Here is a 25,736-nt window from a genome sequence, read left to right as displayed (position 1 = left end):
ATGGCTTGATACCAAAAAAAAAGCTCCAATCAAATGAAAGGAGCCGTTTGTATTAGAATTTGAATGATATTAGAAACCTAAATCTTTCTTAACATCAGCAGTTAAATCTGGACCGTCAGCCATCAATAATGATGCAGCATCAAGGATGTATTGTACTCCTTTTGCTTTACCAACTTTTTGGATTGAAGCTCTTACTTTTTCGTATAAAGGTTTAGTGATATCGCCTTCTTTTTGTTGTAATTCTTTTTGAGCATTGTCTCTATAAGCTACAATACGTTGTTGCATATCTTGTACTTCTTTACCGCGTGTTTCATTAACGGCATCGGTTACTGTTTTTGCTTCTGCATCATATTTTTTAAGTAAATCTTGATATTCAGTTACCATTTTTTTATACTCAGCATCATATGTAGTGCTCAATTTTTCTAATTGTTTTTGAGCGTCAAGCATAGCTGGCATTTTAGTCATAATTTCAGCAACATTTACATGTGCAACTTTAGATTGAGCGTTCATACTGTTTACTCCTAACATTGCTACTGCTGCAATTAATAAAGTTTTAATTTGTTTCATTGTTTTAAATTTTAGTAATTAATTTCCGTTTGTTTTTTGTTTATTTTCTTCTTCTTTAGCTTTTCTTTGTGCTTCCCTTTCTTCGAGTATTTTTTTTCTTTTTTCTTCTAGAGCTTTTTTTCTCTCTGCAATTTCTTGTTTTTTCGCCTCTGCGGCTTGAGCTCTTTCTGTAGCTACTTTTTCTTTGTCTAGCTCTGTAGCCAATTTTGAAACGGTAGTACTGTTTTGATTGCTAACACCTTCTGTATTGGTGGTGGGTTTTTCTGTACTCTCAGAAATTGTGCCACTTTTTTTAGTTCCTCTCGCTTCTTTTAATTTTCGCCTATTTTCTTCAAATTCTTTTCTTTTTTGTTCTTGCAGTTGAATGCGCTCTTCTAAGGCTTTTTTCTGCGCTTCTTTTTTTGCTTGAATTTGTAACTGACGTTCGTTTAATTCTGGATTTTCATCTAACGCTTCTTGAATTTTTTCTTTGGCTTCTTGCGCTTCTAATTCTTTCTTGCTTAATTTTTCTCTTTTTTCAGCGGTATTTAATTTTCTCAGTACTTGATCGCTAATATCAAATCTTTTGGCAGCGAAAAGCATTGTGAAATCAGAGGTTTTGTCAAATATAAAATCATATTTTAATCGTTCGGCAATATCTTGAACTATTGTAAAAACTTGGTCTTGTATCGGTTTAGATAAGGCCATTTTTTTCGTGATGTAATCACCGTTAGCTCCAAATCTTAGTTGTTGCAACTGTAAGAGCTCTTGTTCAAGAAATTGGATTTCTGTTTCTCTTTCTTCAATTAATACTCTAGTGAGTAATGCTTTTTCAATGTTTAAAGCGTCTCTTAATTTTTTAATATCATTTTTTTTGACTTCTATTTCTTGTTTCCAAGTTTGTGCTTTATTTTCCAATTGACTTGTTGCCTCGATATAGCCTCCTACATTTTGTAGAATGTATTCCATATCGATGTAGCCGATTTTTGGTCCTTTGGATTGTCCGTTTCCAATGCTTACTATAAAAAGCGATAAAAATATAAATAAAATATGTTTTCTCATAGTTTTATAGTATTTGAAAAAGGTTAATAGCTCTTTTTTAAAACTGTTGCCCAATTATGAAATGGGTTTCCCAACCATTGGCTTTTGTTTGTCCAGGCAATGCATCAAATCCATGTCCAAAATCGATTCCTAGCAATCCAAAGGCCGGCATAAATACTCGTAGTCCAAATCCTGCTGAACGATTTAAATTAAAAGGGTTGTAATTTTTAAAGTCGGCAAACGATTGTCCTGCTTCAAGAAATGCCAACGCATAAATAGAAGCGGAAGCTTTCAGTGTAATTGGATAACGCAATTCCATAGAGAATTTGTTATAAATGGTACCTCCATCATTTTGGCCGTCTGGCGTTAATGATTGGTTGGGGTATCCACGTAATTGGATTACTTCTCTACCATCCATTGCAAAGTTCGCCATACCATCACCTCCCAAGAAAAATCTTTCAAATGGAATCAAGCCTCTACTTTGGTTATAGGCGCCCAAAAATCCGAATTCGCCTAAAGTTCTTAAAACGAGTTTGTCGTATATTTTAGTATACCAATCGGCTTTAAATTTTATTTTGTAGTATTCCAACCATTTAAATTTTTCTTGATCAACTTTTGCTGGGTCTGCTACGGCATCTCTGAAATCGTCTACTTTATTCGGTCTAGTATTTTGTGTAGGAATGGCTTCTACATAATCTCCTTTGTTTACAATAATCCCATTGTCGCCTATGTAAGAGTCTCCTATACTACCATCATATTGGTATTTGTTTTCTTTTAATTCACCAAGATTTCTGTAATCTACACCATTGAATAAAGAATAGGGCAGGGTGAACTTGGCAGAAAAACTAAACTCGGAACCGTACATTGGGAAAATCGGGTTAGTTCCTTTATTAGAGTGTGTAATACCTATAGTATAAGCTAAGTTGTTAGAATACCCATTTCCGAAACTGAACAATCCTGTAAAATAGTTGTTCAAATCGTAATTTTGAAAACTTAAAGAGTGCGATAGATAAGTAAAATCATCTGGTACACTCAAACGTTTTGAAATTCCAGCAGAAAGCGACAGAATGTTAAAACTTTTGCTTCTATCCGCTCTTCTAGTGACAAAATTATTGAGGTATTGTTTACTATACGCAAGAGAGGTGTTGAAGGAAACTGGTTTTTTTCCACCAAACCAAGGTTCGGAGAAAGAAAAACTATAGGTTTGGAAATACGTACTGGCTTGCAATCTTAGCGAAACTTTTTGACCATCTCCCATTGGTAATGGTTTGTAGGCCTCTTTATTGAAAAGATTTCGAGCAGAGAAATTGTTAAAAGATAATCCCAAGGTCCCAATAAAACCTCCTCCGCCATATCCTCCTTGTAATTCAATTTGACTGGCTCCTTTTTCAACTAAATTGTATTCTATATCTACGGTACCTGCACCGGCATCTACATTTTTGAATTTTGGATCGATTGCCTCTGGATCAAAAAATCCTAGCTGTCCGATTTCTCGAATGGTACGTACAAGTTCTTCTTTGCTGTACTTTTCGCCTGGTTTCGTGCGAAGTTCTCGGTAGATAATCTTGTCGTTAGTTTTGTCGTTTCCTACTACAGAAATTTTATTAAAATACGCGATAGGACCTTCGGTAATTCTTACTTCAAAATCAATAGTATCGTTGACCGTTTTTACCTCAACGGCATTGATGTTAGAAAATAAATATCCATTGTTTTGGTATAAATTGGTAATATCCTCTCCGTCGGGTTTGCTTTTGTCTGCAATGCGTTTTTCGAGTAGCACTCCGTTATACGTGTCGCCCTTCTTTATCCCGAGCATTTGCGATAACCCTTGATCGGTATACACTGTATTTCCTAAGAATTTGATGTTACCAAAATAATATTTATTACCTTCTTCAACATTGATTTTAATGTTGATTGCATTTTGTTCTTTATTGTAAGCTACAGAATCCGAAACTATACGGGCATCTCTGTATCCTTTTTCTTTGTATGCAGCAATTACTTTATCTAGATCTTCTTTGTAATTTTTCTTAATGAATTTGGATTTTTTGAAGATGCGCGTTACCTTTTTTTGTTTGGTTTCTTTCATAGCGGCTTTCAAGGTCTTGTCGGTCAATTTTTCATTACCTACAAAATCAATAGCTGCAATTTTTACTTTAGTACCGGTGTCTACGTTAATCAACATATTTACGAGATTGCTGCTCGTAGTATCTGCTGGGGTATTTGTAATCACAACTTTGGTGTTGTAGTATCCCTCTTTTTTATATTTGTTTTCAATATAATTTTTGGTAGTAGTAATAAGGTTTTCGTTGACAATTTTTCCCTTTTTTAGGTTATTGTCTTTGATAAGCCCATCAATTTTACTCTTCTTAACACCATTGAAACGAACCTCGCTCAATTTGGGTAGCTCGTGTATGTTTAATTCTAAGTATACGCTGTCGTTTTCAATTTTTTCTACATAAAAATTGATTTCTTCAAATAGTCCTAACTTTCCAAGTTTTTTGATGGCACTACTTACTTCTTCTCCAGGAATCGTAATTTCTTGTCCTTTTTCAAGGCCAGTAAATGTTACTACTGTTTGTTTGTTAAAGCTAATTTTTCCGGTTACATCAATATTAGCAAGGATGTATTTTTTACCTTGATCAAAGGGTACCCTTTCTTGCGCCGATAGTTGGAAAAAACTCCCTAAAAGGAGGGTAAAAAGGGCTATTTTTATAGTTTTATTTAACACTACAATCTTATTTAATTTGTTCACTTGTTTTTCCAAATCTACGTTCTCTTTTTTGATAGCTGAGTAAAGCTTCGTATAAATCTTCTTCTTTAAAATCAGGCCATAAAATATCCGTAAAGTAGAGCTCTGCATAAGCAATTTGCCATAACAAAAAATTGCTTATTCTATGTTCGCCACTAGTACGGATTACTAAATCTACATCGGGTAAATTGTGCGTGTAAAGATGATTATTTATAATGGAATCGTCAATAGATTCCAAAGAAATTATATTATTTTTAACTTTTTCGCTAATTTTTCTTACTGCATGTGTTAATTCTTCTCTAGATCCGTAACTTAACGCTAGAGTGAGTGTCATTTTTGTATTGTTTTGGGTAAGTTCCATTACTTCCAATAGTTGCTTTTGGGCTTTGGAAGGTAGTAGTTCTAAGTTCCCTATTGCATTCAAACGAATGTTGTTTTCTTGAAGGGTTGGTAATTCTTTTTGCAAGGAATTGATCAATACCTTCATTAAGGTGTCGACTTCTAGTTTTGGTCGTTTCCAGTTTTCGGTAGAAAAGGCGTAGAGTGTAAGAAAGTCTATACCTATTTCGACACAAGCTTGAATGATTTTTTTTACTGATTTTGTGCCGCTTTCATGACCAAAGGCTCTTAAAAGCCCCTGTTGTTTGGCCCAACGGCCATTCCCGTCCATAATAATAGCTAGGTGGCTAGGTAATTTTGATCTGTCTATTTGATTAATTGTTTTCATTTTAATAAGCGCAATAACATGGTTTTTCACCAAATGTGTAGGTTAAGGTTAGTCCTGAAAACACATACCAATCGGTGTTATTCATGTTGCCAAATTTTTGATAATTTGTATTGTTAGGAAAACTTCCGTCTATGTTGTCTGTAAAAGTATAACGAGCGCCAACTTCTGCGCCAAGCACAAAGTTGCGCATTAAACTTGTTTTTATACCAACGGTAATAGGTAAGGCAAATGAATTCGAGTTACCCTCTTTTTGGGTCACTCCTGCATTATTGTAAAGTTCGTCTCTGAAAAAATAACTAATTCCTGTAAACGCATACGGGCTTACTTTTACTTTTGATTCGTGTAAATTGAAATCAAAAAAATTGAATTCTAAACCTGCAGAAAGCTCTTTGATGTTGTTTTCGAAAGCAAAGCCTCTCTGGTATCTGCTGATTTCTTTAGAGTCCAAATCGTTCGAAAATAATGTGGTTTGTGTGTAGGAAAAACGGTAAGCGTGTCTTGGGCTTTTATTCCATTTGTATAGCAGTCCAAAGGCCAATTTGTTAGGAGCTATATAATTCGTTGGACCAATATCACCTATATAATTACTGCCTCCGGCAAAAAATCCAATCTCATGAATTTGAGAATAGGAAATTCCGAAAGAAAATAGGAAAGCAAGTAAATAAATGATTTTCTTCATACGATTTCAATTGCCTGCAAATATAATAATATTCACTTCTAATTGATGAACTATAGCATAAATGTGCGCATTTTTAAGTTTTCTGAAAAAACCTATGTTATAATGTTGTTGGTTATGCAATAATTTAGGTTTTTTTATCAAGATTAGTTTCTTCGGTCTTCTCCCCAAAGTAATTTTTTTCTGAGGGTTTTTAGGAAAGAGACTTCTTGAATTTCAATCATGTTGATTTCAAAAGGAGTTTTCTTTATAGTTAGAACGGATTCATTTTGAATGGTTGCGATTCTAGAGTCTAAAGATACTAGATAATGATCTTCACGTCCGGATACACGTAATAAAATTTCGGTATCATCCGAGATAACAAGCGGTCGTGCATTCAAATTATGAGGAGAGATGGGGGTGATAACAAAACTTTTTACGTTTGGCATCAAAATGGGGCCACCACAACTCAAGGAATAGCCTGTGGTTCCAGTGGGGGTTGCGATGATTAAACCATCGGCCCAATAAGAATTTAAAAATTCGCCATTGAGATACGTTTCAATAGTAATCATTGAAGTGGAGTCTTTTCGGCTGACAGAAATTTCATTTAACGCAAAGTCTAAGTCCAAAATGGCTTCATTGGTTGGTGAGCAGGATAAACTTAATAAGGTGCGTTTGGAGAGTTTGTATTTTTTGTCGAGTACAAGTTGTAAAAATGCGGCAATATTTTCTTTTTCAACATTGGTCAAAAAGCCCAGTCGTCCCGCGTTAATTCCGAGCATTGGTACACCCGAATTTCGTACTAGGGTAACAGCTCTAAGCATGGTGCCGTCGCCGCCGATACTTATGAGTAAATCAAAGCTTTGGTCCAATTCAGTATGCGAATTGAAAGTGTTGTAAGATTTGGTAACAATTTTTTTTTCGTACAACATTTCAAGAAAAGAAGCTTCTATGGCCATTTCGATATTGTTTTCATTGAAAAAAACAAAAATATCTTTGATAATGGGTTCTGTGCTAACTAAATAATATTGTCCGTATATGGCTATTTTCATTATAATAGGAGAGTAGGTTAATCCGAAGAATTAAATATTAAGGTATTTGTCTAAATAATTGGATCGTTCCTTTAGATTGTTGATATAGTTGTCCTCGTGGTGTTCAGAAATGATTTCGTAATTGTAGCGTCGGAAGGTTTGAATGATGTTATTCATTGGTCCTAAGCTTATTTTTACAGTAATTTGAATGGTAGTTGTATCGGCTTCAGAGATAAACAACCCCAATAGTTTGCCATTGTTGCTTTCTACAATTTGTGAAACCTGGCTCATGGAATAATCTTGTATGGCTTTTTGTACTACAAGTATGCCTCCTTGTTCTTTTAAAAAAGGGGTTTCGTGAAAAAAATTAATGATATCTTCAATTTCATAGTACCCTACATATGCGTTTTCATCATTTAAAACGGGAACTAGATTCGTGTGGTTTTTGGCAAAAACTTCCAATACATCGAGCCAAATCATTGAAGTTTTGGCAAAAAAAGGTTCTAGAGTAAAACGATAATCGGCTATTTTTTTTTCTCCATCAAAGGTTTCCAAATCGTCTTTTATCAAACATCCCAAATAAATCCCATCTTCAATTACAGGAAAATGTGAAAAAGGAATCTCATGTAAAAAATCTTGAGCCTCCGCAATAGTTTCTTGGAAGTCAATAGCCTTATAGTCGTTGGTAATGTAATTTAAGATATCGGTCATGATACTCTTGTGTATATTTCATGCAAAATAATCAAAAAAAGGGAAAAAGTCCTAAGTTTTACTTTGTATTTTTGTTGTCAAAATAAACTATCTGCAATTATTTTTCTATTTACTATGACAAAGTTAAGTGTTAATATCAATAAAATAGCCACTTTAAGAAATGCTAGAGGGGGAAATGTTCCAAATTTATTACAAGTTGCTACCGATATTCAAAAGTTTGGCGGGCAAGGAATCACCATTCATCCTCGTCCCGATGAGCGTCATATTCGCTATCAAGATGCTCGAGATTTAAAATCAATAGTGTATACAGAATACAATATCGAAGGAAATCCTCAACATAATTTTATCGATTTGGTGTTAGAGTGCAAGCCCACACAAGTTACTTTAGTGCCAGATGCCATTGGAGCAATTACTTCTTCTGCTGGTTGGGATACGATAGTTAATCAATCCTATTTGACAGAAGTGATTCAGGAGTTTCAACGTTATGGTATTCGTACTTCTATTTTTGTGGATCCCATTGAGGCCATGATCGAAGGAGCTAAAAAAACGGGTACAGACAGAATAGAGTTGTATACCGAAGCCTATGCGCATCAGTATAGTTTAGGAAATGAAAAAGGAATAGATCCCTATGTAAAAGCTGCCGAACTTGCTAACGAATTGGGATTAGGAATTAATGCAGGACATGATTTGAGTTTAGACAACGTTCAATTTTTTCAACAAAACATTCCGGGCTTATTAGAGGTTTCTATTGGTCACGCCTTGATTTCTGAAGCTATTTATTTAGGTTTGGAAAATGTGGTCAATATGTATTTGCAAAAATTAGCTCACTAGTCCAAAACAGAGCAGTGTTAGTATTATCCAAATATTAAAAACAGATGGTAAACAGTAAAACGACTTTACATAGTGTTATACTTCAAGAGAATTCAATTCCTTCTTCGGGAGATAGAGTGATGCTTATTCTCCACGGTTTTTTAGGAATGTCTGACAATTGGAAAACATTGGGAGCTCAATTTGCTACCGATGGTTACCAAGTACATTTGTTGGATTTGCGAAATCATGGACGTAGTTTTCATTCGGATGACTTTAGTTATGAATTGATGGCCCAAGACGTTTACGACTATTGTCAAGATAAACAATTGCAAAACATCGATATCATTGGACACTCTATGGGGGGGAAAGTAGCTATGTTGTTGGCTACCACATATCCTGATTTGATTCGCAAATTAATCGTAGCCGACATAGGTCCGAAATATTATGCTCCACATCATCAAGATATTTTGGCGGGTTTGAACGCAGTAGATTTCTCCATTAAGCCTAGTCGAAATGAGGTAGATGTGATACTTACTAAGTACATACCTGATTTTGGAACTCGACAATTTATATTAAAGAGTTTGTACTGGCAAGAACCAGGACAGTTGGCTTTCCGTTTCAATTTGGCAGTGTTTAATCAAAAAATTGAAGAAATTGGAAAAGCCTTGTCAGAAGAATTGGTGTGGTTAGGGGCCGTTCTTTTTATTCGAGGAGGAAATTCTAATTATATTTTGGATGAAGATCTAGAAGGGATTCAGCATCATTTTCCAAACCTACAACTTCAAACCATACCAGAAGCGGGGCATTGGTTGCACGCCGAAAATCCGAAGTTGTTTTATCAATATTGTATTGAGTTTTTTAAATAATGATTCAACTTTATTTTTTATACGCTAATTTAAAATCGAAACTATGAATATGTTATTACGTCTTTTCATCACCGCAGGGTTGGTGTTGTTAATTTCTAACCTTATTTCTGGGGTACATGTAGAAAGTTTTACTACCTCTCTAATCGTAGCATTTGTGTTGGGAGTAATCAATATTTTTATAAAGCCTATAATGGTGGTGCTCACATTGCCTTTTACCATAATTACCTTTGGGTTGTTTTTGTTGGTTATAAATGGATTGGTAATCATTTTGTGTACTAAAATTGTAGGTGGTTTTGTAGTGGATTCCTTTTTGACAGCCTTGCTTTTTAGTTTATTGCTTTCCTTGTCCCAATCAATAGCTTATAAATTGTTTATCAAAGAATAGGTGAAGTTTTTGAGAAAAACATCATAAGAATACAATTTAATAACAAAAGTAAATATGTTGCTTCTATCCGAAATTTGGATTTATCCCATCAAATCCATGGGGGGGATTTCGCTCAATCAGGCCCAATTGACCGATCGTGGTTTGGCACATGACCGTCGATGGATGTTAGTAGATGCGCAAAACCGATTTGTGTCTCAGCGAGAATATCCTCAATTGGCCTTATTTCAGACAGCTATAAAGGAGCAATTTTTAAATGTTAAGTATCGAATAACTGGTGAATCCGTTGAGTTTCCTTTGGTTTCGACGTATAATGATGCGTCTTTGTTGGTTTCGGTATGGGATGATTTGGTTGCAGCCTATGAAGTTAAGCCTGAGGTTTCCCAATGGTTTTCTAACATCCTAAATTTTAAAGTGAAATTAGTTTATATGCCTGATGAGAGTCTGCGAAAAGTAGAGCCTGATTATGCTGTAACTTTAACGGATCTTACTTCCTTATCCGATGGGTATCCTTTTTTGATTATTGGTCAAAATTCTTTGGATGAGTTGAATAGGCGCTTAGAAAATCCAGTTCCGATGAATCGTTTTCGTCCCAATTTTGTTTTTACTGGTGGTACTGCCAATGAAGAAGAAACTTGGAAGGAATTTACTATTGGCCAGGAGTTTTTTTATGGGGTAAAACCATGCGCACGTTGTGTAATGACAACTGTAGATCAAGACAAAGGAATGGTTTCAGGAAGCGATCCCTTGCGTACTTTAGCAGAATATCGAAGAGTTGGAAATAAAGTTTTGTTTGGGCAGAATTTAATAAGTACTACTTTGGGTCAAGTTGCTATAGGAGATCAAATTACCATTCAACTTAAAAATAGGTGATAGATTTCGATACCGTATTTAGTTTTTGCTGTAGGTAAAAACATAAAGGAGTTCGTTTTGCTGCATTGGTAAAACGAACTCCTTTTTTTAAAGTCTATTGTATGATTTCTTAGGCGTCTTGCTTGGTGTCGGTAATAACAAGTTCTCGTAATAGTACCCCTTGAGGCAATTCATAGGCAAATTTGATAGTATTAGCTACGTCTTTGGCGGTAATGTTTACTGCTCCTACGGTTTCTTTCCATTGGTTGTAGCCTTCGATAATGCTTTTGTCAGTAGTATGGCCAAGTAATTCGGTAGTCACAGCTCCTGGTTCTACCACAATTACTCTTACATTATAAGGACTTAATTCCATTCTTGCAGTTTGTGTTAGCCCTCGAACACCGTATTTTGAAGCGCAATAGGCTGCGTGATTTCCAAAAGGTTGCAAACCGGCAATGGAAGAAACATTTATAATGGTGCCGCTTTGTCTTGCTTTCATGTCATTCATTACAATCTGCATTCCATTCATGACTCCCAAAATGTTTATATCGAGCATCGATTTCCATTCTGCAGGATCTTGTGTGGCAATGTTGCCAAGTAGCATTACTCCGGCGTTATTGATGAGTAAATCTGTTTTTCCATACAAGGATTCTGCTTCTCTAATGGCATTTTCAAAAGCATTTTTATCCGTAACATCTACTTTTCTGCAAAGTGTATTTGGAAGATTAAGCGCTTCCATTTTTTCTAGTCTTCTGGCCAAAAGTAAAAGTGGATAGCCGCTTTTTGAAAATTCTATTGCCATTTCCAGCCCAAAACCCGAGCTAGCTCCCGTGATAACGATAAGTGGTTTGTTCATGTTTTTTTTGTTTAAAACATTAAATTTAAATCATAATCTTCATTATGGGAGAGAATTGGATGAATTATAACATAATTTTAATTTAATCAAAGGCAAGTTTTGTTGTTCAAAAGCTTGAAAATAAAAAGCTTGTATGGGTGTTGAAAATTTTATAATTTTGCCACCCAATTTTATTACGTAAAAATAAGAACAAGATGGATATCAAAAGAGTAGCGATAGATGCTGTGACTGAAACAATTGTGATGAATGTGGTGCACATGGATTACAAAGGTCAAGTAGCCAAAAGAATCAACGAAAAAATGCCTTTAGCACAAGTTAAAGGGTTTAGAAAAGGTCAAGTACCAAGAGACTTAGTGGCCAAACAATACGGAAAAGGTATTAAAAAAGAAGAGGTAAAGAAAGTAGTTGATTTGGCTATTCAACAATATATACAATCCGAGAGATTAAATCTTTTGGGATCTCCACTGCCAATTGAAAATGAAAATTTGGATTGGGATGCAGAAGAGTTAACATTTGAATTTGAAATTGGTTTAGTGCCTGATTTTGAATTGGATTTAGAAGCGAAAAATGACATCGTAAAATACACTGTTATCGCAGATGATAAATTGATTGATGGTCAAGTAGCGCGTATCCAAAAACAATTCGGAAAAGCAATTCCACAAGAAGTAGTAGCTGCAGGATGCGATTTGACTGGAGTTTTCTCTAGCGAAGCTAACGGAATCAACAATCCAACAACAATTGCATTAGAGACTTTCAAAGACAAAGCAACACAAGATTTGTTTATTGGTAAAAAAGTAGGTGATGTGGTAACAGTAAACACTAAAGGTTTATTTGAAGACGATCACCAATTGATGGACTACTTAAAAGTAGGACATGATAATGTACACGATTTAGCAGTAGATGTTGATTTTACTATCGAGGCTATTAATGCTTCTGAACCTGCTGAATTGAATCAAGAATTATTTGATAAATTATTCGGAGAAGGAAATGTAGCTTCTTTAGAGGAATTGAAAGCAAAAATCAAAGAAGATGCTGAAGCGCAATTCGCACAACAAGCGGATCAAAAATTATTAGCTGATGTTCAAAACTTTTTGATTGATAATACTCCGTTTGAATTGCCAGCAACATTCTTAAAAAAATGGTTGCAAACTGTTGGTGAGAAAAAATTAACACCAGAAGAAGCTGAAGTAGAATATGCACGTTCTGAAAAAGGATTGCGTTTCCAGTTGATCGAAGGTAAAGCGATGGCACAAAGTAATATCCAAATCACTTTTGAAGATTTGAAAACATTTACTTCAAATGCAATCAGACAACAAATGGCACAATTCGGTCAAACCAATCCAACGGATGAGGAAGTACAAGGAATTGTAGCTAGAGTATTGTCTAATCAAGAAGAAGTAAGAAGACTTTCTGATCAAGTAGTAGCAGCTAAATTGTTGGATTTATTCAAAGAAAAAGCCAATCCAACTACGAAAGAAGTAACTTACGAAGAGTTTATCGCTGCTTCTTTCGGAGAATAAATTATAGTTAGCGGTTAGAAGATTGAAGTCGAAAGTTTGATTCCTGAAATAGAGCGCAAACTTTATGATTTCATTAGAAAACCCAAACCATAAAAAATAGTTATATTTGAGCGTCAAAAGATTTTTTTTGACGCTCTTTTATTTCAAGATTTTATAGTGTTTTTTATACAAACTATAAGCTGTAAACGACAAACCATAAACTTATTACTATGAACTACGGTAAAGAATTTAAAAAATTTGCGACAAAGCACCAAGGTGTTAATGCCTTATACTACGATAAAATCGTTGCGGCAATGAATCCGACAAATATGACTCCTTACATCATTGAAGAACGTCAGTTGAATATTTCTCAATTGGATGTTTTTTCAAGATTGATGATGGACCGAATCATTTTTTTAGGAACAGGTATCGATGATCAAATTGCCAATATTGTACAAGCACAATTGTTGTTCTTAGAAAGTGCCGATGCATCCAAAGACATTCAAATTTACTTGAATTCACCAGGGGGAAGTGTGTATGCAGGTTTAGGAATTTATGATACGATGCAGTACATCAAACCTGATGTTGCTACTATTTGTACTGGTATGGCTGCTTCTATGGGAGCGGTTTTATTATGCGCGGGTGCAGCAGGAAAACGTTCGGCTTTGCCTCATTCACGAGTAATGATTCACCAACCATCAGGAGGAGCGCAAGGGGTGGCATCGGATATGGAAATCAACTTACGCGAGATGTTGAAATTGAAAGACGAATTGTATAGAATTATTTCGCACCATTCGGGACAACCTTTTGACAAAGTATATGCTGATAGCGAACGCGATTATTGGATGATTTCTGATGAAGCCAAAGAATACGGAATGATTGATGAAGTTTTAAGAAGAAGTTAAATTAGTATTCAGTGTTCAGGTTTTTAGTATTCAGTTTTAAGAATGAGTTATGTGTTTATAATACTAACAAGTTTATTGTAAAACCGATACTGATAACTAAACACTGACCACTGACCACTAAAAAAAGATGGCAAAACAAGTATTACATTGTTCTTTCTGCGGAAGGAAAAAACCAGAGACCAATTTGCTTATTGCAGGTATAGATGCACATATTTGTGACAAATGTATCGAGCAAGCACATGGTATTGTTCTCGAAGAATTAAAATCAAACGGAAACTCTAAGTTGGTGGGCGATTTGATTTTGAAAAAACCTAAAGAAATTCGCGCGTTTTTAGATCAATACGTTATTGGTCAAGAACAAACTAAAAAAGTGATGTCGGTTGCAGTGTATAATCACTATAAAAGATTGTTGCAACAAGATTTGGAAGATGAGGTAGAAATCGAAAAAAGTAACATCATTATGGTGGGGCAAACAGGTACAGGAAAAACCTTAGTAGCCAAAACTATTGCCAAAATGTTAGATGTGCCTCTAGCGATTGTTGATGCTACTGTGTTAACAGAAGCCGGTTATGTAGGAGAAGATGTAGAAAGCATCTTGACCCGATTGTTGCAAGCTGCAGATTATGATGTGGCCAAAGCAGAACGTGGTATTGTCTTTATTGACGAAATAGATAAAATTGCTCGTAAAAGCGATAACCCTTCCATTACTCGCGACGTTTCTGGCGAGGGAGTGCAACAAGCATTATTGAAATTATTGGAAGGAACTGTAGTAAATGTACCGCCAAAAGGGGGTCGAAAACACCCGGATCAAAAGTTTGTTGAAGTCAATACTCAAAATATCTTGTTTATTGCTGGTGGTGCTTTTGATGGTATTGAGCGTATTATTTCTAAGCGATTGAATCGTCAAGCAGTGGGGTATTCCACTTCTAAAAATGAGGACAATATCGACAAAGACAATTTGTTGCAGTATATTATCCCAAAGGATATCAAGGATTTTGGATTAATTCCTGAAATCATTGGGCGTTTGCCGGTACTAACACACATGGATCCTTTGGATAGGGCTACGTTGAGAGCCATTTTAACGCAACCCAAAAATGCCTTAATCAAACAATACCAAAAATTGTTTATGATGGATGAGGTTGAATTTAGTATTACTGATGAAGCTTTAGATTTTATTGTAGACAAAGCTTTGGAATATAAATTAGGAGCTCGTGGATTGCGTTCCCTTTGCGAAGCAGTATTAACAGATGCGATGTACGAATTGCCTAGCTCGGACCATAAAGTTTTGGCAATTGACAAAGCGTATACACAAGAAGCCTTGAATAAAAATTTATTGAAGCGTTTAGAGATGGCTTCTTAATGTTTTAAGGTATATTAAAATAAAGATAAAGCTCAGAAACATTCGTTTTTGAGCTTTATTTGTTAATGATTTAACCTTAAATGAGACCTTTTGTTTCGAATTTACTCATAAACGGATACGCTTTAAAATAATATTTTCACTTTCGATAAAAACGTCAAAGTCCTTTTTTTTAAACGATAGAATTCCGATTTTTGGCACACTTTAAATATTTCAAAAATGGCGATAGAAGATAAAGAGATAATATTATTAAAAGTTTCTGGTCAAGATAAAATAGGGGTAACTGCCGGTTTAACTTCTATTTTGGCAACATATGGAGCAACGATTTTAGATATTGGTCAGGCCGATATACACGATACTTTGTCTTTAGGAATATTGTTTGAAATAGAAAAGGGTTCAAATTCTGGTCCGGTTTTGAAAGATTTATTATTCAAAGCTTACGAATTGGGAATCAAAGTAAAATTTACTCCTGTAACTATTGAGGATTATGAGAATTGGGTGAAAGCCCAACGCAAACAGCGCTACATCATCAATGTATTGGGAGAAGAATTGACAGCAGTACAATTGTCTGCTGTGACTCAAATTTTATCAAATAATAAGCTCAATATTGATTCAATTATTCGATTGACAGGGAGAACCTCTGTGGTTGAAAAAGAAGAATATCCTCGTTCCTGTATTCAATTATCCGTTACTGGAAATTTGTTGGACAAAGCCAAAATGACTTCTAGTTTCATGGATGTGTCTCGCGATTTGAATGTCGATATTTCTTTTCAAGAAGATAATATGTACCGTCGTAATCGTCGATTGGTTTGTTTTGATATGGATTCGACACTAATTCAAACCGAGGTGATTGATGAATTGGCAGAATTAGCAGGTGTAGGGGAACAAGTACGAGCGATCACCGAGTCGGCCATGAATGGAGAAATTGATTTTAGCGAAAGTTTCAAAAAGCGTATGGCTCTTTTGGAAGGTTTAAGCGAAGAAGTGCTTCAAAATGTGGCTGTTAATCTTCCGATTACCAAGGGGGCGCATCGTTTGATGAAGGCTCTAAAGTATTATGGTTACAAAACGGCGATTTTATCGGGAGGGTTTACTTATTTTGGAGAATACTTGCAGAAAGAATTGGGTATCGATTATGTGTTTGCCAATCAATTAGAAATAAAAGACGGTAAGTTGACGGGCAATTATTTAGGTGAAATCGTTGATGGACAAAAGAAAGCCGAATACTTAAAAGCAATCGCTGAAAAAGAAGGAATTCATATTAACCAAACCATAGCAGTAGGAGATGGCGCCAATGATTTGCCGATGTTGAATTTGGCAGGATTAGGGATTGCTTTTCATGCAAAACCTAAAGTAAAAGAAAGTGCTTCCACGTCCATTTCGAGTTTAGGATTGGATGGAGTTTTATACTTATTAGGCTATCACGATCGACACATCGACATGATGCAGGAATAGTAGTTGCAATACAAACTTGTTTTTGTCAGTTCGAGCGCAGTCGAGAACAATCAATCTCGACTGCGCTCGATTTGACAAAAACTATAAAACAAGGGTACAGTAAATTTTATTTATAGAAAAACAAAATCCCATTTACACTTGGTAAATGGGATTTTTAATTTGAAGAATTCGTCGGGATGACTGGATTCGAACCAGCGACCCCTAGCACCCCATGCTAGTACGCTACCAGGCTGCGCTACATCCCGCGAGGGGCCGAAATTACTACTAAAAGTAAAAACAGCAAAATTTTTAAACGTTTTTTTTCTTAATTATGAGTTAGGATTGCAATTCCTTCAATTGCTCCAAATAGTCTCGTTGATTAGAAAGGCGAGGAATTTTGTTTTGTCCACCTACTTTATTTCTTTGTTTAAGCCAGTCGTAAAAAAGATTTTCTCTCGCTACATTAATGATTAACGGGTTTAATGTCATGTTGTTGTAGCGTTTGGCTTCATAATCCGAATTTAACGATTGTAAGGTTTGGTCTAGTATTTTTTCAAATGCTGTTAGGTCTTTTGGTGGTGTTTTAAATTCAATCATCCACTCGTGAGCTCCTTTTTGCTTGCCCTTCATGAATATTGGAGCTACTGTGTAATCTACAATTTCGGATTGGGTTTCTTTGCACGCTTTGGCCAAGGCTTGCTCGGTGTTTTCTACCATGAGTTCTTCGCCAAAAACATTAATATGATGTTTGGTTCTGCCAGAAACTCGAATTCTATAAGGGCTTAATGATGTAAATCGAACGGTGTCGCCTATTAAATAGCGCCACAATCCACCATTGGTAGTGATGACTAAAGCATAATTTTTGAATAATTCTACTTCGGATAAGCGAATAACTTTTTGGTTGGGCGTGCCAAAAGTGTCCATTGGGATGAACTCATAAAAAATGCCATAATCGAGCATGAGCAATAAATCACTAGAATAATTTAAATCTTGTATGGCGAAAAATCCCTCAGAGGCATTGTAGATTTCGTAATATTTGAAGTTGTTTTTGGGTAAAATTTTATGATATTGGTCTCGATACGGATCAAAATTTACCCCTCCGTGAAAATAAACTTCCAAATTAGGCCAAACTTCCATGAGGTGACTTTTACCTGTTTGTTCTAAAACTTTGTTCATCAATACCAATAGCCAAGACGGCACTCCAGCAAAACTTGTAACGTTTTCGTTGATGGTTTCCTTGACAATGGCTGCCATTTTAGAATCCCATTCGCTCATAAGTGAAATTTTATTGCTCGGTGTGCTACTGAATTCAGCCCAAATAGGCATATTTTCAATTAGAATCGCTGATAAATCTCCAAAAAATGTATTGTTGTTTTCATAAATTTGAGAGCTACCTCCTAATCGAAGACTTTTTCCTAAAAATATTTCAGAATCTTCGTTATTATTAAGATAAAGACATAACAAATCTTTACCTCCCTTGTAATGACAATCTTCTAAAGCTTCATTACTCACGGGGATAAATTTGCTTTTGGCATTGGTAGTGCCGCTGGATTTGGCAAACCATTTTATAGGGGTTTCCCACAATACATTTTGTTCGCCTTTTCGGGTGCGCTCTATAAATGGTTCGAGCTCCTCATAACTCGAAATAGGTACGCGGTTGATGAATTGTGCATACGATTTAATCGAGCTAAAATCATATTGTTTGCCAATAACTGTGTTTTCTGCCGAACGGATTAAATTCATCAAGAGTTCTTCTTGTACCTCGTTTGGGTATTTCAAGAATAATTCAATTTGATGAATGCGCTGCTTTAGAAACCACGAAGCTATGGAATTGATTATGGATAATGGCATGAAGCGATAGGGTTTAAATTTTGATGCAGATTTTAGATTTGAAAATCGACTGACAAATACTAACTTTGCTATTATTCCAAAAATAGTATTTTTTTTTTCAAATTAATTCTAATTGGAAATAGTTTTCTCCACTATAAGAATTCTAATTATCCACCTAAAAATGTAAGCCCAAAATGATTTACGAAGGAGTGCTCTCCAAAATGTCCACCGAAATGGGAGATCCCATTCAGTATTACTTAGTGTTTGAATCTGATTTTATCAATATGAATCAATTGTTGAATAGAGAAATCAGTATTCAGTTGAAAGGATTTCAATGTTTGAATTGTGGAAAGAATAAAACAATTTTCAGACAAGGTTTTTGTTATGATTGTTTTTATTCAAGCCCAGCTGTAGGCGATTGGATTATGAAACCCGAGTTGAGTACCGCACATTTAGGGATAGAAGATAGAGATTTGGCTTATGAACAAAAAGTGCAGTTACAACCTCACATCGTATATTTAGCGTTGTCAAGTGACGTAAAAGTTGGAGTAACTCGTAAAACCCAAATGCCTACCCGTTGGATTGATCAAGGAGCCGATCAAGCTATTGTTTTAGTAGAAGTGCCTAATCGGTACTTGGCAGGAATTACCGAGGTGGCCCTGAAGAATCATTTTGCAGATAAAACCAATTGGCGAAAAATGTTGACCAATTCGTTTGTACCTGCTGATTTATCACAAGAAAAAAGTAAGGTGGAAGCTTGGTTGCCAGAAGAAGTGCGTGAGTATTTTTACCCAAATCAAAATGAAATCATCAGTATGAATTACCCTGTGGTGACTTATCCAACTAAAATTAGTAGTTTAAATTTAGACAAAACACCAATGTATAGTGGGAAGTTGATTGGGATAAAAGGCCAGTATTTATTGTTTGAAGGCGGAACAGTATTTAATGTTCGGAACAATGAAGGGTACGTTGTTCAGCTTACAGTAGGATAATTTTTAGGTAATGATATTTAAATCAAAAAACCAAGCTTCCTTTTTTTAAACCAGTTGTTTATGAGAAAGGTGAAGCTTGGTTTTTTTTGATATAGTTGTTAGTCTATTCTGAGTTCGTAAGGTAGCACGGCTTGAACCCCTTTGCGACTTTTGAATCGTTTTACTTCTTGTAGAATTTGATAGTTTTCTTCTCCAATTTCTTCAATTATGAGGTTGGTTTTGGATTTAGCAAAAGGCAAGTTGGCCAATACGTCTTCAAAACTTTTTTCATATTCAGGATAATTGACAGTTCGGTATGATTTTATTTTAGCCAAACGCGCAGCTTCTGTTAATGCTTCTTTTAAGCCTCCAATTTTATCTACAAGTCCAATCTTTATTGCTTCACTTCCTGACCAAACTCGACCTTGACCGATAGAATCGACTTGAGCAAGGCTCAGTTTTCGGCCTTGAGCCACATGACTTATGAAGGTGCGGTAGATTTGTTCAACGCCTTCTAACGTTACGGTTTTGAATTTTTCGTCTAGAGGTACAAATGGGCTATAATTTGAAGCATTTTCATGTGTTCTCACTTGCTCTGAATGTATCCCATATCGATTAGCAGCAACCGAGAAATTAGGTAAAGCTCCAAATACACCGATTGAGCCTGTAATCGTGTTTTTTTGTGCAAAAATAGTATTAGCATTACAAGCGATATAATAACCACCTGAAGCAGCATAATTCCCCATCGAAACCACGATTGGTTTTACTTTTTTAGTCAACTCGATTTCTCTCCAAATTAAATCGGAAGTTAAAGCGCTACCACCGGGACTGTTTACTCGAAGTACAATGGCTTTCACATCATCGTCTTCTCTAGCTTCTTTTAGAGAACGACGCATGGATCCTTCTCCAATTTCGTTAACATCGCCTTCGCCACTGCGAATTTCTCCTTGGGCGTAAATTACAGCAATCGAAGCATCGGCATTCAAGTCGATGGCGTTACTTAACGTTTTTTGGGTGTAATCCGCAATCGAGATGGTGTTGTATTCTTCTTTATCATCAACTTTTAGAAGTCTTTTTATAGCATTATGGTATTCATCTTCATAGGCAATTTGGTCAATTAATCCTTGAGATTTTGCCATTTCTGGTGTTCTAGCCAAAAGGCCGTTAGCTATAGTGTTGAGTTGGGGGATGCTGAGGTTTCTGCTTCTAGAAACATCCAAAACCATAGCTTCCCAAATCGAATTTAAAAGAGCTGTTGTTTGTTCTTTGTTGGCATCGCTCATTTTGTTTTCTAGAAATGGTTCTACAGCGCTTTTGTATTTTCCATGACGAATAACTTCCATTTTTAAACCTGATTTCTCTTGAAAATCTTTGAAAAACATCACTTCGGTGCTCAATCCTTTAAAGTCTAATTCTCCAATTGGATTTAGGAAAATTTTATTGGCAACAGAACTTAAATAATAGCCCTTTTGAGAGTACGCATGTGCATAGGCATAGATAAACTTTCCTGTTAATTTAAAGCGATCCAAAGCATCTCGTAATTCTTTGCTTTGAGCCATTCCTAAAGCAGATTGTGTGTTTAAGAGTGAAATTCCTTTGATTGACTCATCGGTTTGGGCCATTTCGATAGCATTTACGACATCAATTAACCCCATTTTTTTGCGATCTGAAAAAGCAGTTAACCAAGGGTCTGAATATTTTCCAGCGTAGTCATCTTGGATGTCTTTTAGGTCCAAAACAATTACCGAGTTTTTCTTGACTTCGACTTCTTCTGAATCGCCTCCAAAAACAACGCCCAGCACAATGATGCCAATAAAAGTCAGCATTATGAATACAAAAATACCAATTACAGTAGCTAGTATATTTCCTAAAAATCTCATCTTTAAAATTGTTTATGTAGTATGTCGAAGTTTTGAATTGATTGTTACAAATGTAGATTTTATTTTTAATTTTAAAAGGAATACTTCGGGTGTTCCATAGCGTTTTTAAATTTCTTTTAGTTACTTTGTAGCCTTATGAATTCACAATATCAAGTCATTTTATCTCTAGGCAGTAATCAAGGAAATCGTCTTGACCATATAAAACAATGCCTTGAGCTGTTGCATCAAGAAGTAGGGACTGTTATCAAAATATCGGCTGTTTTCGAAACGCCTGCTTGGGGTTTTGAGAGTGATTCTTTTTACAATTGTGCGTTGTTATTGCATACACATTTTTCGCCCATGAAAGTGTTGCAAAGAATTCTTAGAATTGAAAAAAAACTGGGTCGAGTTCGAAACGAAAAGAGTCTGGGGTATCAAGCAAGAGTGATTGATATTGATATTGTGGCTTTTGATGAACAAATTGTTCAGACGGACAAATTACAAATTCCACACCCACTTATGCAGAATAGGAAGTTTGTTTTACTTCCTTTTCAGGATCTTCAATTTCAATGGATTCATCCAGTGTTTAACAAGTCGGTAAATGACTTGATCAAAGAGACTAAGGATACTAGTATGTGTATCAAAGTGGATACGCTAGAAGCGCCTTTGTCCAAAATTCCTTTAGAACACTATAATTATATTGCCTTCGAAGGAAATATTGGTGCAGGCAAAACTACCTTGACTACCAAAATAGCCGAAGATTTTAATGCGAAAATGGTGTTAGAGCGTTTTGCAGACAATCCATTTTTGCCTAAATTTTACAATGATCAGAATCGTTATGCGTTTCCATTGGAGATGTCGTTTTTGGCAGATCGTTACCAGCAATTATCGGATGATTTGGCGCAGTATGACTTGTTTAAAGATTTTATCGTAGCGGATTATCATATTTTTAAATCGTTGATTTTTGCCAAAATTACTCTTGCCGAAGATGAATACCATTTGTATCGCAATCTGTTTTCGATTATTTATAAAGAAATGCCCAAACCCGATTTGTATGTGTACTTGTATCAAAACACGAATCGGTTATTGCAGAACATCAAGAAAAGAGGACGTGGGTATGAACAAAATATTGATGCAGACTATTTAGACAAAATCAACACGGGTTATCTAGATTACATCAAATCGCAACAGGATTTAAATGTTCTTATCATCGATGTTTCAGACCTTGACTTTGTCAAAAACCAAGAAGATTACCTTTTTGTATTGGATGAAATTCAGAAGAAAATTCATTTGAAATAGTTGGTTATTCAACTTTGTATTTTACCTTTTCAGAGAAAAATGACCTCTTTTCTCCACCCCTGAATCATCTAATTTCAGCACATACCAATAATCATCCGAGGGCATTGGTAGGCGTTGAAAAGTGCCATCCCAACTCTTGTTGTTAGGTGATAATTGAATTAATAACTTTCCGAAACGATCAAAAATTGATAGCGTTGCATTTGGGAAAGTATCAAAATCCTTTACATACCACACATCGTTAAACCCATCATTATTTGGGGTGAAAAATTTTGGAGGTGAAATTACGATGAAAGCTTGTTGGTCAAGATAGCAATGATTAGCGTCTCTAACATAGGCCGTTTGAATCCCTGGACGAATTTGGGTAAAAATATTCGAGGATTGGTAATGGATATTGTCTAAAGAGTATTCAAAATAAGAAGCTTCATTAGTAGTTGTAATTGTTACACTATTTTCAGTAACTAAAACATCATTAATTTTTGGTTCGGTAGTTCGTTGGATCGTGAATGTTTTACGACTGCTGCAATTAGTTGTATTGGTAATGTCAACAAAATAAGTTCCTACATCATTTATGGTAATTTCTTTAGTAATGGCGCCTGTAGACCATAAGTAGGTCATCCCTATACCCCCAGCATCTAATTTTAAGGGGTTGGACTGGCAGATGATTTTTTCTTCATCAGTTACATCGGGAAAGGAATTGATGATAACAGTAATTGGTATTCTGTTGCCATTTGTGCAATTTCCATTGACTGCCTCAGCGTAGTAAGTGGTGTTTTTGTTTATGAGGGGTGTGATGAAATTATTTCCCGTACTAAGTAAAGTGTTGGAATTCTCATCTTCATACCAATGTATGGTGCCAGTTGTACTAGTTGCTGTCAGTGTTACTGATGCGGGACCGCAGTTTTGAACCGGAGAATTGGTTGTTGTGATGGAGGGTATACGATTAATTGTGGCCACTACAGCTTTACGTTCAGAGCTGCATCCTGATGCGGAGCTAGTGACATAATAAGTAGTGGTAGTATTTAAAAAAGGGGTGGTAAAACTCGATCCTGTGCCAACTAAATTGCCGCCTGAGTATTGGTCGTACCAATTAATAGTTCCGATAGAAGCAGTGGCTTGTAAGGTTAGACTACCAGGGTCACATTTGGAAGCAGGTGAAGTGCTTGTGATGTCAATAACCGTTAAGCTGGTACTGGCAGATAATTCTAAAATTGGATCACCTGGGGTCCCGCCATATTCAACAATAAACCCTTTTGGTTGGTAGTCTCCACTTGCAGAACCAGTATTTGATAAATCATTCCAAGAACCAGGTTTGCCTATGCTTGGAGCTGTAATGTGGGCATAATCCTCATCTCCAAGTTGATTGGGTTCGTTATTGTTCCAAAAAGCAAAATTGGGACTGCTGCCATTAGCGGTACCATTCCAAAAAATGGTGCCTGCTTCTGGGCCTGTTACCCATTTCCATACGCCTTCTGTTTCAGCATCACTTCCGCCAATCCATCCGGCTCCAGGTGCTTGTTTGCCGGCTAATTGTGCTTCGTCGGCAGCGGTTAGGGTGGCTAGATAGCCTTTTAAACCATAATAGGTTTTAGCTTCGGCAGCAATTTTGGCGTTTTGCCAGGTTATCCCTAAGCTCGGAACGTATTCGTAATAATGGCCGTTTCTTGGTAAATAATTGGCTTGACTAATACTTATCGAAAAACTCCTACTTCCTTTAACGTTTGGGGAAGTATTATAAAACTGAACGTCTTTAATAGCAGCTACCAAATCCGTATAAGGAACTAAGTTGCCTGTAGTTGGTGAAGCTAATATAAGTTTGCCCTCCTGTGGATTCCAATTACTTATTATGTTCGGGTGAGCAGTTGAGTTATTTAAAATTAAAAAATCATTGCCTTGGTCGTATCCTGATGAAATTTGGATGTAAATGGCTTCTGTTGCGTTGTCATCAGGGTCGGTAATACTAATGCTAGATACAATGTTGGTGTATGATAAAGGACAATAGGCTTGGTTTCCGGTTGCTTTGATGCTAGGTGCAATGTTGGCAACAATTGTTTTTTGATTTTCTTCCGTAAAATGAGTGGGAAAACCCTTGTCTGTACCACCATGAAATGGCAACAAAATCTGAGGAAAGAGAAAAAATATATGTAATAGTAACATTAAAGATGCCTTCATTCCATAAATGTAAAACAAATTTTAAATTGGGAACCTTATTCGAGTTTTTATTTAAGAATTTGTTAGTATTTCTATAGTTTTTACCCTTGCTGAAAATGGAATTGTTTGAATAAATCCCAAACTACAATGCCTACACTTACCGAAATATTTAAAGAATGTTTGGTGCCCAATTGAGGAATTTCGATGCATCCATCGCATAGGCTAACTGTTTTTTGTGTCACTCCATGCACTTCGTTTCCGAAGACAATAGCATATTTTTGTAAAGGATCAACTTGAAAATCTTGAAGGTAAATAGCGCTTTCTACTTGTTCGATGGCAAGGGTGGTAATGTTTTCATTTTTGAGCTGAATCAGGGCGTCTTCAAAATTTTCAAAATGCTCCCAGTCTACAGTTTCAGTAGCTCCTAAAGCGGTTTTATGGATTTCTTTATTGGGAGGTGTGGCGGTAATGCCGCACAAAATAATTTTTTCAATTAAAAACGCATCGGCAGTTCTAAATACTGAGCCAATATTGTGTAAACTTCTTACATCCTCTAACACTATAATTAACGGTGTTTTTTGCGATTGTTTGAAGCCTTCTATAGATTTTCTATCTAATTCACTATTGTCAAGTTTTCTCATGATGAAATAATTTTTAACAAAAAAGCTTCCCGAAAGGAAGCTTTTTTATGCATTGTATTTTTTGTTATTAGCTTTTTGCTTCATCTGGCAAAACATTCCCTTTGATGGTTAACGTTTTGCTAGGTTGTCCCGCAGCATTAGAGCTTATGGTAACTGTTTTTGTAAATGGACCAACACGGTTGGTGTCATATTTTACTCCAATAGATCCTTTTGCTCCTGGTAAAATTGGCTCTTTTGGAGTACTAGGTACGGTGCAACCACAAGATCCTTGTGCGCTTGTAATGATTAATGGGGCATTGCCATTGTTGGTAAATACAAATTCACGTTTACCATCTGCATTACGTGCAATAGTACCATAATCGATAGTTTCGTTCACGAAAACCATGCCAGCACCTTGAACTTTTGCTGTAGCTGTAGTTTTTGCTTTTTTAGCTTTTTTGGCAGTTTCTTGAGCATTAGCTGTGGCTAATCCTAAACCGAAAACGAATAAAAGGACAAATATCTTTTTCATAGGTTAAATTTTTTAGTACACGCAAATCTATATAAAAAAATAATATGCAAACTTAA

General features: G+C 35.8%; 23 protein-coding genes and 1 tRNA gene. 10 read left to right on the top strand and 14 right to left on the bottom strand.

Going from position 1 to position 25,736, the window contains the following annotated elements:
• Positions 1–69: 69 nt before the first annotated feature.
• The 7 genes from ACZIX2_RS00655 to ACZIX2_RS00625 all read right to left on the bottom strand — a co-directional run bounded on the left by ACZIX2_RS00655 (position 70) and on the right by ACZIX2_RS00625 (position 7,460).
• Positions 70–567, bottom strand: a complete 498-nt coding sequence (locus tag ACZIX2_RS00655; protein ID WP_463338143.1) for an OmpH/Skp family outer membrane protein — start codon at positions 565–567, stop codon at positions 70–72.
• 18 nt (positions 568–585) lie between these two features.
• A complete protein-coding gene (locus ACZIX2_RS00650; protein WP_463338142.1) occupies positions 586–1,608 on the bottom strand; it encodes an OmpH/Skp family outer membrane protein in 1,023 nt (340 codons plus the stop codon).
• Between the two features lie 37 nt (positions 1,609–1,645).
• Complete coding sequence (locus tag ACZIX2_RS00645; protein WP_463338141.1) at positions 1,646–4,315, bottom strand: BamA/OMP85 family outer membrane protein; 2,670 nt, start codon at positions 4,313–4,315, stop codon at positions 1,646–1,648.
• 7 nt (positions 4,316–4,322) lie between these two features.
• Positions 4,323–5,063 carry an isoprenyl transferase gene (locus tag ACZIX2_RS00640; protein ID WP_463338140.1) on the bottom strand — a complete coding sequence of 247 codons (741 nt, stop codon included), beginning with the start codon at positions 5,061–5,063 and terminating at the stop codon, positions 4,323–4,325.
• 1 nt (position 5,064) lies between these two features.
• On the bottom strand, positions 5,065–5,742 hold the full coding sequence (porG, locus tag ACZIX2_RS00635; RefSeq protein WP_463338139.1) for a type IX secretion system protein PorG: 678 nt from the start codon (positions 5,740–5,742) through the stop codon (positions 5,065–5,067).
• Between the two features lie 143 nt (positions 5,743–5,885).
• Complete coding sequence (locus ACZIX2_RS00630) at positions 5,886–6,770, bottom strand: NAD kinase (RefSeq protein WP_463338138.1); 885 nt, start codon at positions 6,768–6,770, stop codon at positions 5,886–5,888.
• A 30-nt stretch (positions 6,771–6,800) separates the two neighbouring features.
• Positions 6,801–7,460 (bottom strand): CBS domain-containing protein, encoded by a 660-nt coding sequence (locus tag ACZIX2_RS00625; protein WP_463338137.1) that lies wholly within the window; start codon positions 7,458–7,460, stop codon positions 6,801–6,803.
• 114 nt (positions 7,461–7,574) lie between these two features.
• Between ACZIX2_RS00625 and ACZIX2_RS00620 the strand changes: the two genes are divergently transcribed.
• From ACZIX2_RS00620 to ACZIX2_RS00605, 4 genes are read left to right on the top strand one after another with little or no spacing between them, the layout of a single operon-like run.
• Positions 7,575–8,291, top strand: a complete 717-nt coding sequence (locus ACZIX2_RS00620; RefSeq protein WP_463338136.1) for a pyridoxine 5'-phosphate synthase — start codon at positions 7,575–7,577, stop codon at positions 8,289–8,291.
• A 44-nt stretch (positions 8,292–8,335) separates the two neighbouring features.
• Positions 8,336–9,136, top strand: a complete 801-nt coding sequence (locus ACZIX2_RS00615) for an alpha/beta fold hydrolase (RefSeq protein WP_463338135.1) — start codon at positions 8,336–8,338, stop codon at positions 9,134–9,136.
• 43 nt (positions 9,137–9,179) lie between these two features.
• On the top strand, positions 9,180–9,521 hold the full coding sequence (locus ACZIX2_RS00610) for a phage holin family protein (protein WP_463338134.1): 342 nt from the start codon (positions 9,180–9,182) through the stop codon (positions 9,519–9,521).
• A 54-nt stretch (positions 9,522–9,575) separates the two neighbouring features.
• Positions 9,576–10,391, top strand: coding sequence for an MOSC domain-containing protein (locus ACZIX2_RS00605; protein WP_463338133.1), 816 nt, complete (start codon positions 9,576–9,578; stop codon positions 10,389–10,391).
• A 109-nt stretch (positions 10,392–10,500) separates the two neighbouring features.
• Here the strand turns inward: ACZIX2_RS00605 and ACZIX2_RS00600 are convergent, their stop codons facing one another.
• Entirely contained in the window at positions 10,501–11,226 is a 726-nt protein-coding gene (locus ACZIX2_RS00600; RefSeq protein ID WP_463338132.1) for an SDR family oxidoreductase, read from the bottom strand.
• A gap of 194 nt (positions 11,227–11,420) precedes the next feature.
• On the opposite strand from ACZIX2_RS00600, the gene ACZIX2_RS00595 reads away from it, so the two are divergent.
• From ACZIX2_RS00595 to serB, 4 genes are all read left to right on the top strand, one after another.
• Positions 11,421–12,746 carry a trigger factor gene (locus ACZIX2_RS00595; protein WP_463338131.1) on the top strand — a complete coding sequence of 442 codons (1,326 nt, stop codon included), beginning with the start codon at positions 11,421–11,423 and terminating at the stop codon, positions 12,744–12,746.
• A 209-nt stretch (positions 12,747–12,955) separates the two neighbouring features.
• Positions 12,956–13,630 carry an ATP-dependent Clp endopeptidase proteolytic subunit ClpP gene (gene clpP / locus ACZIX2_RS00590; protein WP_463338130.1) on the top strand — a complete coding sequence of 225 codons (675 nt, stop codon included), beginning with the start codon at positions 12,956–12,958 and terminating at the stop codon, positions 13,628–13,630.
• A gap of 127 nt (positions 13,631–13,757) precedes the next feature.
• Positions 13,758–14,990 carry an ATP-dependent Clp protease ATP-binding subunit ClpX gene (gene clpX, locus ACZIX2_RS00585; protein WP_463338129.1) on the top strand — a complete coding sequence of 411 codons (1,233 nt, stop codon included), beginning with the start codon at positions 13,758–13,760 and terminating at the stop codon, positions 14,988–14,990.
• Between the two features lie 216 nt (positions 14,991–15,206).
• Positions 15,207–16,442 carry a phosphoserine phosphatase SerB gene (gene serB, locus ACZIX2_RS00580; RefSeq protein WP_463338128.1) on the top strand — a complete coding sequence of 412 codons (1,236 nt, stop codon included), beginning with the start codon at positions 15,207–15,209 and terminating at the stop codon, positions 16,440–16,442.
• Positions 16,443–16,613: 171 nt separating this feature from the next.
• Here serB and ACZIX2_RS00575 read toward each other — a convergent pair.
• A tRNA-Pro gene (locus ACZIX2_RS00575) sits at positions 16,614–16,687 on the bottom strand.
• Between the two features lie 70 nt (positions 16,688–16,757).
• Positions 16,758–18,272: a GH3 auxin-responsive promoter family protein gene (locus ACZIX2_RS00570; RefSeq protein ID WP_463338127.1), complete on the bottom strand. Its 1,515-nt coding sequence runs from the start codon at positions 18,270–18,272 to the stop codon at positions 16,758–16,760.
• A 173-nt stretch (positions 18,273–18,445) separates the two neighbouring features.
• On the opposite strand from ACZIX2_RS00570, the gene ACZIX2_RS00565 reads away from it, so the two are divergent.
• Positions 18,446–19,243 carry a DUF2797 domain-containing protein gene (locus ACZIX2_RS00565; protein WP_463338126.1) on the top strand — a complete coding sequence of 266 codons (798 nt, stop codon included), beginning with the start codon at positions 18,446–18,448 and terminating at the stop codon, positions 19,241–19,243.
• A gap of 98 nt (positions 19,244–19,341) precedes the next feature.
• On the opposite strand, the gene sppA is transcribed toward ACZIX2_RS00565, so the two are convergent.
• Positions 19,342–21,102 carry a signal peptide peptidase SppA gene (gene sppA, locus ACZIX2_RS00560; RefSeq protein ID WP_463338125.1) on the bottom strand — a complete coding sequence of 587 codons (1,761 nt, stop codon included), beginning with the start codon at positions 21,100–21,102 and terminating at the stop codon, positions 19,342–19,344.
• Between the two features lie 135 nt (positions 21,103–21,237).
• Here sppA and folK point away from each other — a divergent pair, with 135 nt between their 5' ends.
• On the top strand, positions 21,238–22,380 hold the full coding sequence (gene folK / locus ACZIX2_RS00555; protein ID WP_463338124.1) for a 2-amino-4-hydroxy-6-hydroxymethyldihydropteridine diphosphokinase: 1,143 nt from the start codon (positions 21,238–21,240) through the stop codon (positions 22,378–22,380).
• 21 nt (positions 22,381–22,401) lie between these two features.
• Here folK and ACZIX2_RS00550 read toward each other — a convergent pair whose 3' ends face one another.
• From ACZIX2_RS00550 to ACZIX2_RS00540, 3 genes are all read right to left on the bottom strand, one after another.
• Entirely contained in the window at positions 22,402–24,549 is a 2,148-nt protein-coding gene (locus ACZIX2_RS00550) for an Ig-like domain-containing protein (protein WP_463338123.1), read from the bottom strand.
• Positions 24,550–24,629: 80 nt separating this feature from the next.
• Entirely contained in the window at positions 24,630–25,169 is a 540-nt protein-coding gene (locus tag ACZIX2_RS00545) for an RNA methyltransferase (protein WP_463338122.1), read from the bottom strand.
• Positions 25,170–25,236: 67 nt separating this feature from the next.
• On the bottom strand, positions 25,237–25,680 hold the full coding sequence (locus tag ACZIX2_RS00540) for a DUF1573 domain-containing protein (protein WP_463338121.1): 444 nt from the start codon (positions 25,678–25,680) through the stop codon (positions 25,237–25,239).
• Positions 25,681–25,736: the final 56 nt, after the last annotated feature.

It is taken from the genome of Flavobacterium riviphilum, assembly GCF_055231795.1.
The sequence above is the reverse complement of the archived record's forward strand: the minus strand, read 5'-3'. Positions and strand labels throughout refer to the sequence as shown.

What these genes read in the sequence shown, in the direction of transcription:
- ACZIX2_RS00655 (WP_463338143.1), bottom strand. Translation starts at nt 567, where the DNA reads ATGAAACAAATTAAAACTTTATTAATTGCAGCAGTAGCAATGTTAGGA.
- ACZIX2_RS00650 (WP_463338142.1), bottom strand. Translation starts at nt 1,608, where the DNA reads ATGAGAAAACATATTTTATTTATATTTTTATCGCTTTTTATAGTAAGC.
- ACZIX2_RS00640 (WP_463338140.1), bottom strand. Translation starts at nt 5,063, where the DNA reads ATGAAAACAATTAATCAAATAGACAGATCAAAATTACCTAGCCACCTA.
- porG (WP_463338139.1), bottom strand. Translation starts at nt 5,742, where the DNA reads ATGAAGAAAATCATTTATTTACTTGCTTTCCTATTTTCTTTCGGAATT.
- ACZIX2_RS00630 (WP_463338138.1), bottom strand. Translation starts at nt 6,770, where the DNA reads ATGAAAATAGCCATATACGGACAATATTATTTAGTTAGCACAGAACCC.
- ACZIX2_RS00625 (WP_463338137.1), bottom strand. Translation starts at nt 7,460, where the DNA reads ATGACCGATATCTTAAATTACATTACCAACGACTATAAGGCTATTGAC.
- ACZIX2_RS00620 (WP_463338136.1), top strand. Translation starts at nt 7,575, where the DNA reads ATGACAAAGTTAAGTGTTAATATCAATAAAATAGCCACTTTAAGAAAT.
- ACZIX2_RS00615 (WP_463338135.1), top strand. Translation starts at nt 8,336, where the DNA reads ATGGTAAACAGTAAAACGACTTTACATAGTGTTATACTTCAAGAGAAT.
- ACZIX2_RS00610 (WP_463338134.1), top strand. Translation starts at nt 9,180, where the DNA reads ATGAATATGTTATTACGTCTTTTCATCACCGCAGGGTTGGTGTTGTTA.
- ACZIX2_RS00605 (WP_463338133.1), top strand. Translation starts at nt 9,576, where the DNA reads ATGTTGCTTCTATCCGAAATTTGGATTTATCCCATCAAATCCATGGGG.
- ACZIX2_RS00600 (WP_463338132.1), bottom strand. Translation starts at nt 11,226, where the DNA reads ATGAACAAACCACTTATCGTTATCACGGGAGCTAGCTCGGGTTTTGGG.
- ACZIX2_RS00595 (WP_463338131.1), top strand. Translation starts at nt 11,421, where the DNA reads ATGGATATCAAAAGAGTAGCGATAGATGCTGTGACTGAAACAATTGTG.
- clpP (WP_463338130.1), top strand. Translation starts at nt 12,956, where the DNA reads ATGAACTACGGTAAAGAATTTAAAAAATTTGCGACAAAGCACCAAGGT.
- clpX (WP_463338129.1), top strand. Translation starts at nt 13,758, where the DNA reads ATGGCAAAACAAGTATTACATTGTTCTTTCTGCGGAAGGAAAAAACCA.
- serB (WP_463338128.1), top strand. Translation starts at nt 15,207, where the DNA reads ATGGCGATAGAAGATAAAGAGATAATATTATTAAAAGTTTCTGGTCAA.
- ACZIX2_RS00570 (WP_463338127.1), bottom strand. Translation starts at nt 18,272, where the DNA reads ATGCCATTATCCATAATCAATTCCATAGCTTCGTGGTTTCTAAAGCAG.
- ACZIX2_RS00565 (WP_463338126.1), top strand. Translation starts at nt 18,446, where the DNA reads ATGATTTACGAAGGAGTGCTCTCCAAAATGTCCACCGAAATGGGAGAT.
- sppA (WP_463338125.1), bottom strand. Translation starts at nt 21,102, where the DNA reads ATGAGATTTTTAGGAAATATACTAGCTACTGTAATTGGTATTTTTGTA.
- folK (WP_463338124.1), top strand. Translation starts at nt 21,238, where the DNA reads ATGAATTCACAATATCAAGTCATTTTATCTCTAGGCAGTAATCAAGGA.
- ACZIX2_RS00550 (WP_463338123.1), bottom strand. Translation starts at nt 24,549, where the DNA reads ATGAAGGCATCTTTAATGTTACTATTACATATATTTTTTCTCTTTCCT.
- ACZIX2_RS00545 (WP_463338122.1), bottom strand. Translation starts at nt 25,169, where the DNA reads ATGAGAAAACTTGACAATAGTGAATTAGATAGAAAATCTATAGAAGGC.
- ACZIX2_RS00540 (WP_463338121.1), bottom strand. Translation starts at nt 25,680, where the DNA reads ATGAAAAAGATATTTGTCCTTTTATTCGTTTTCGGTTTAGGATTAGCC.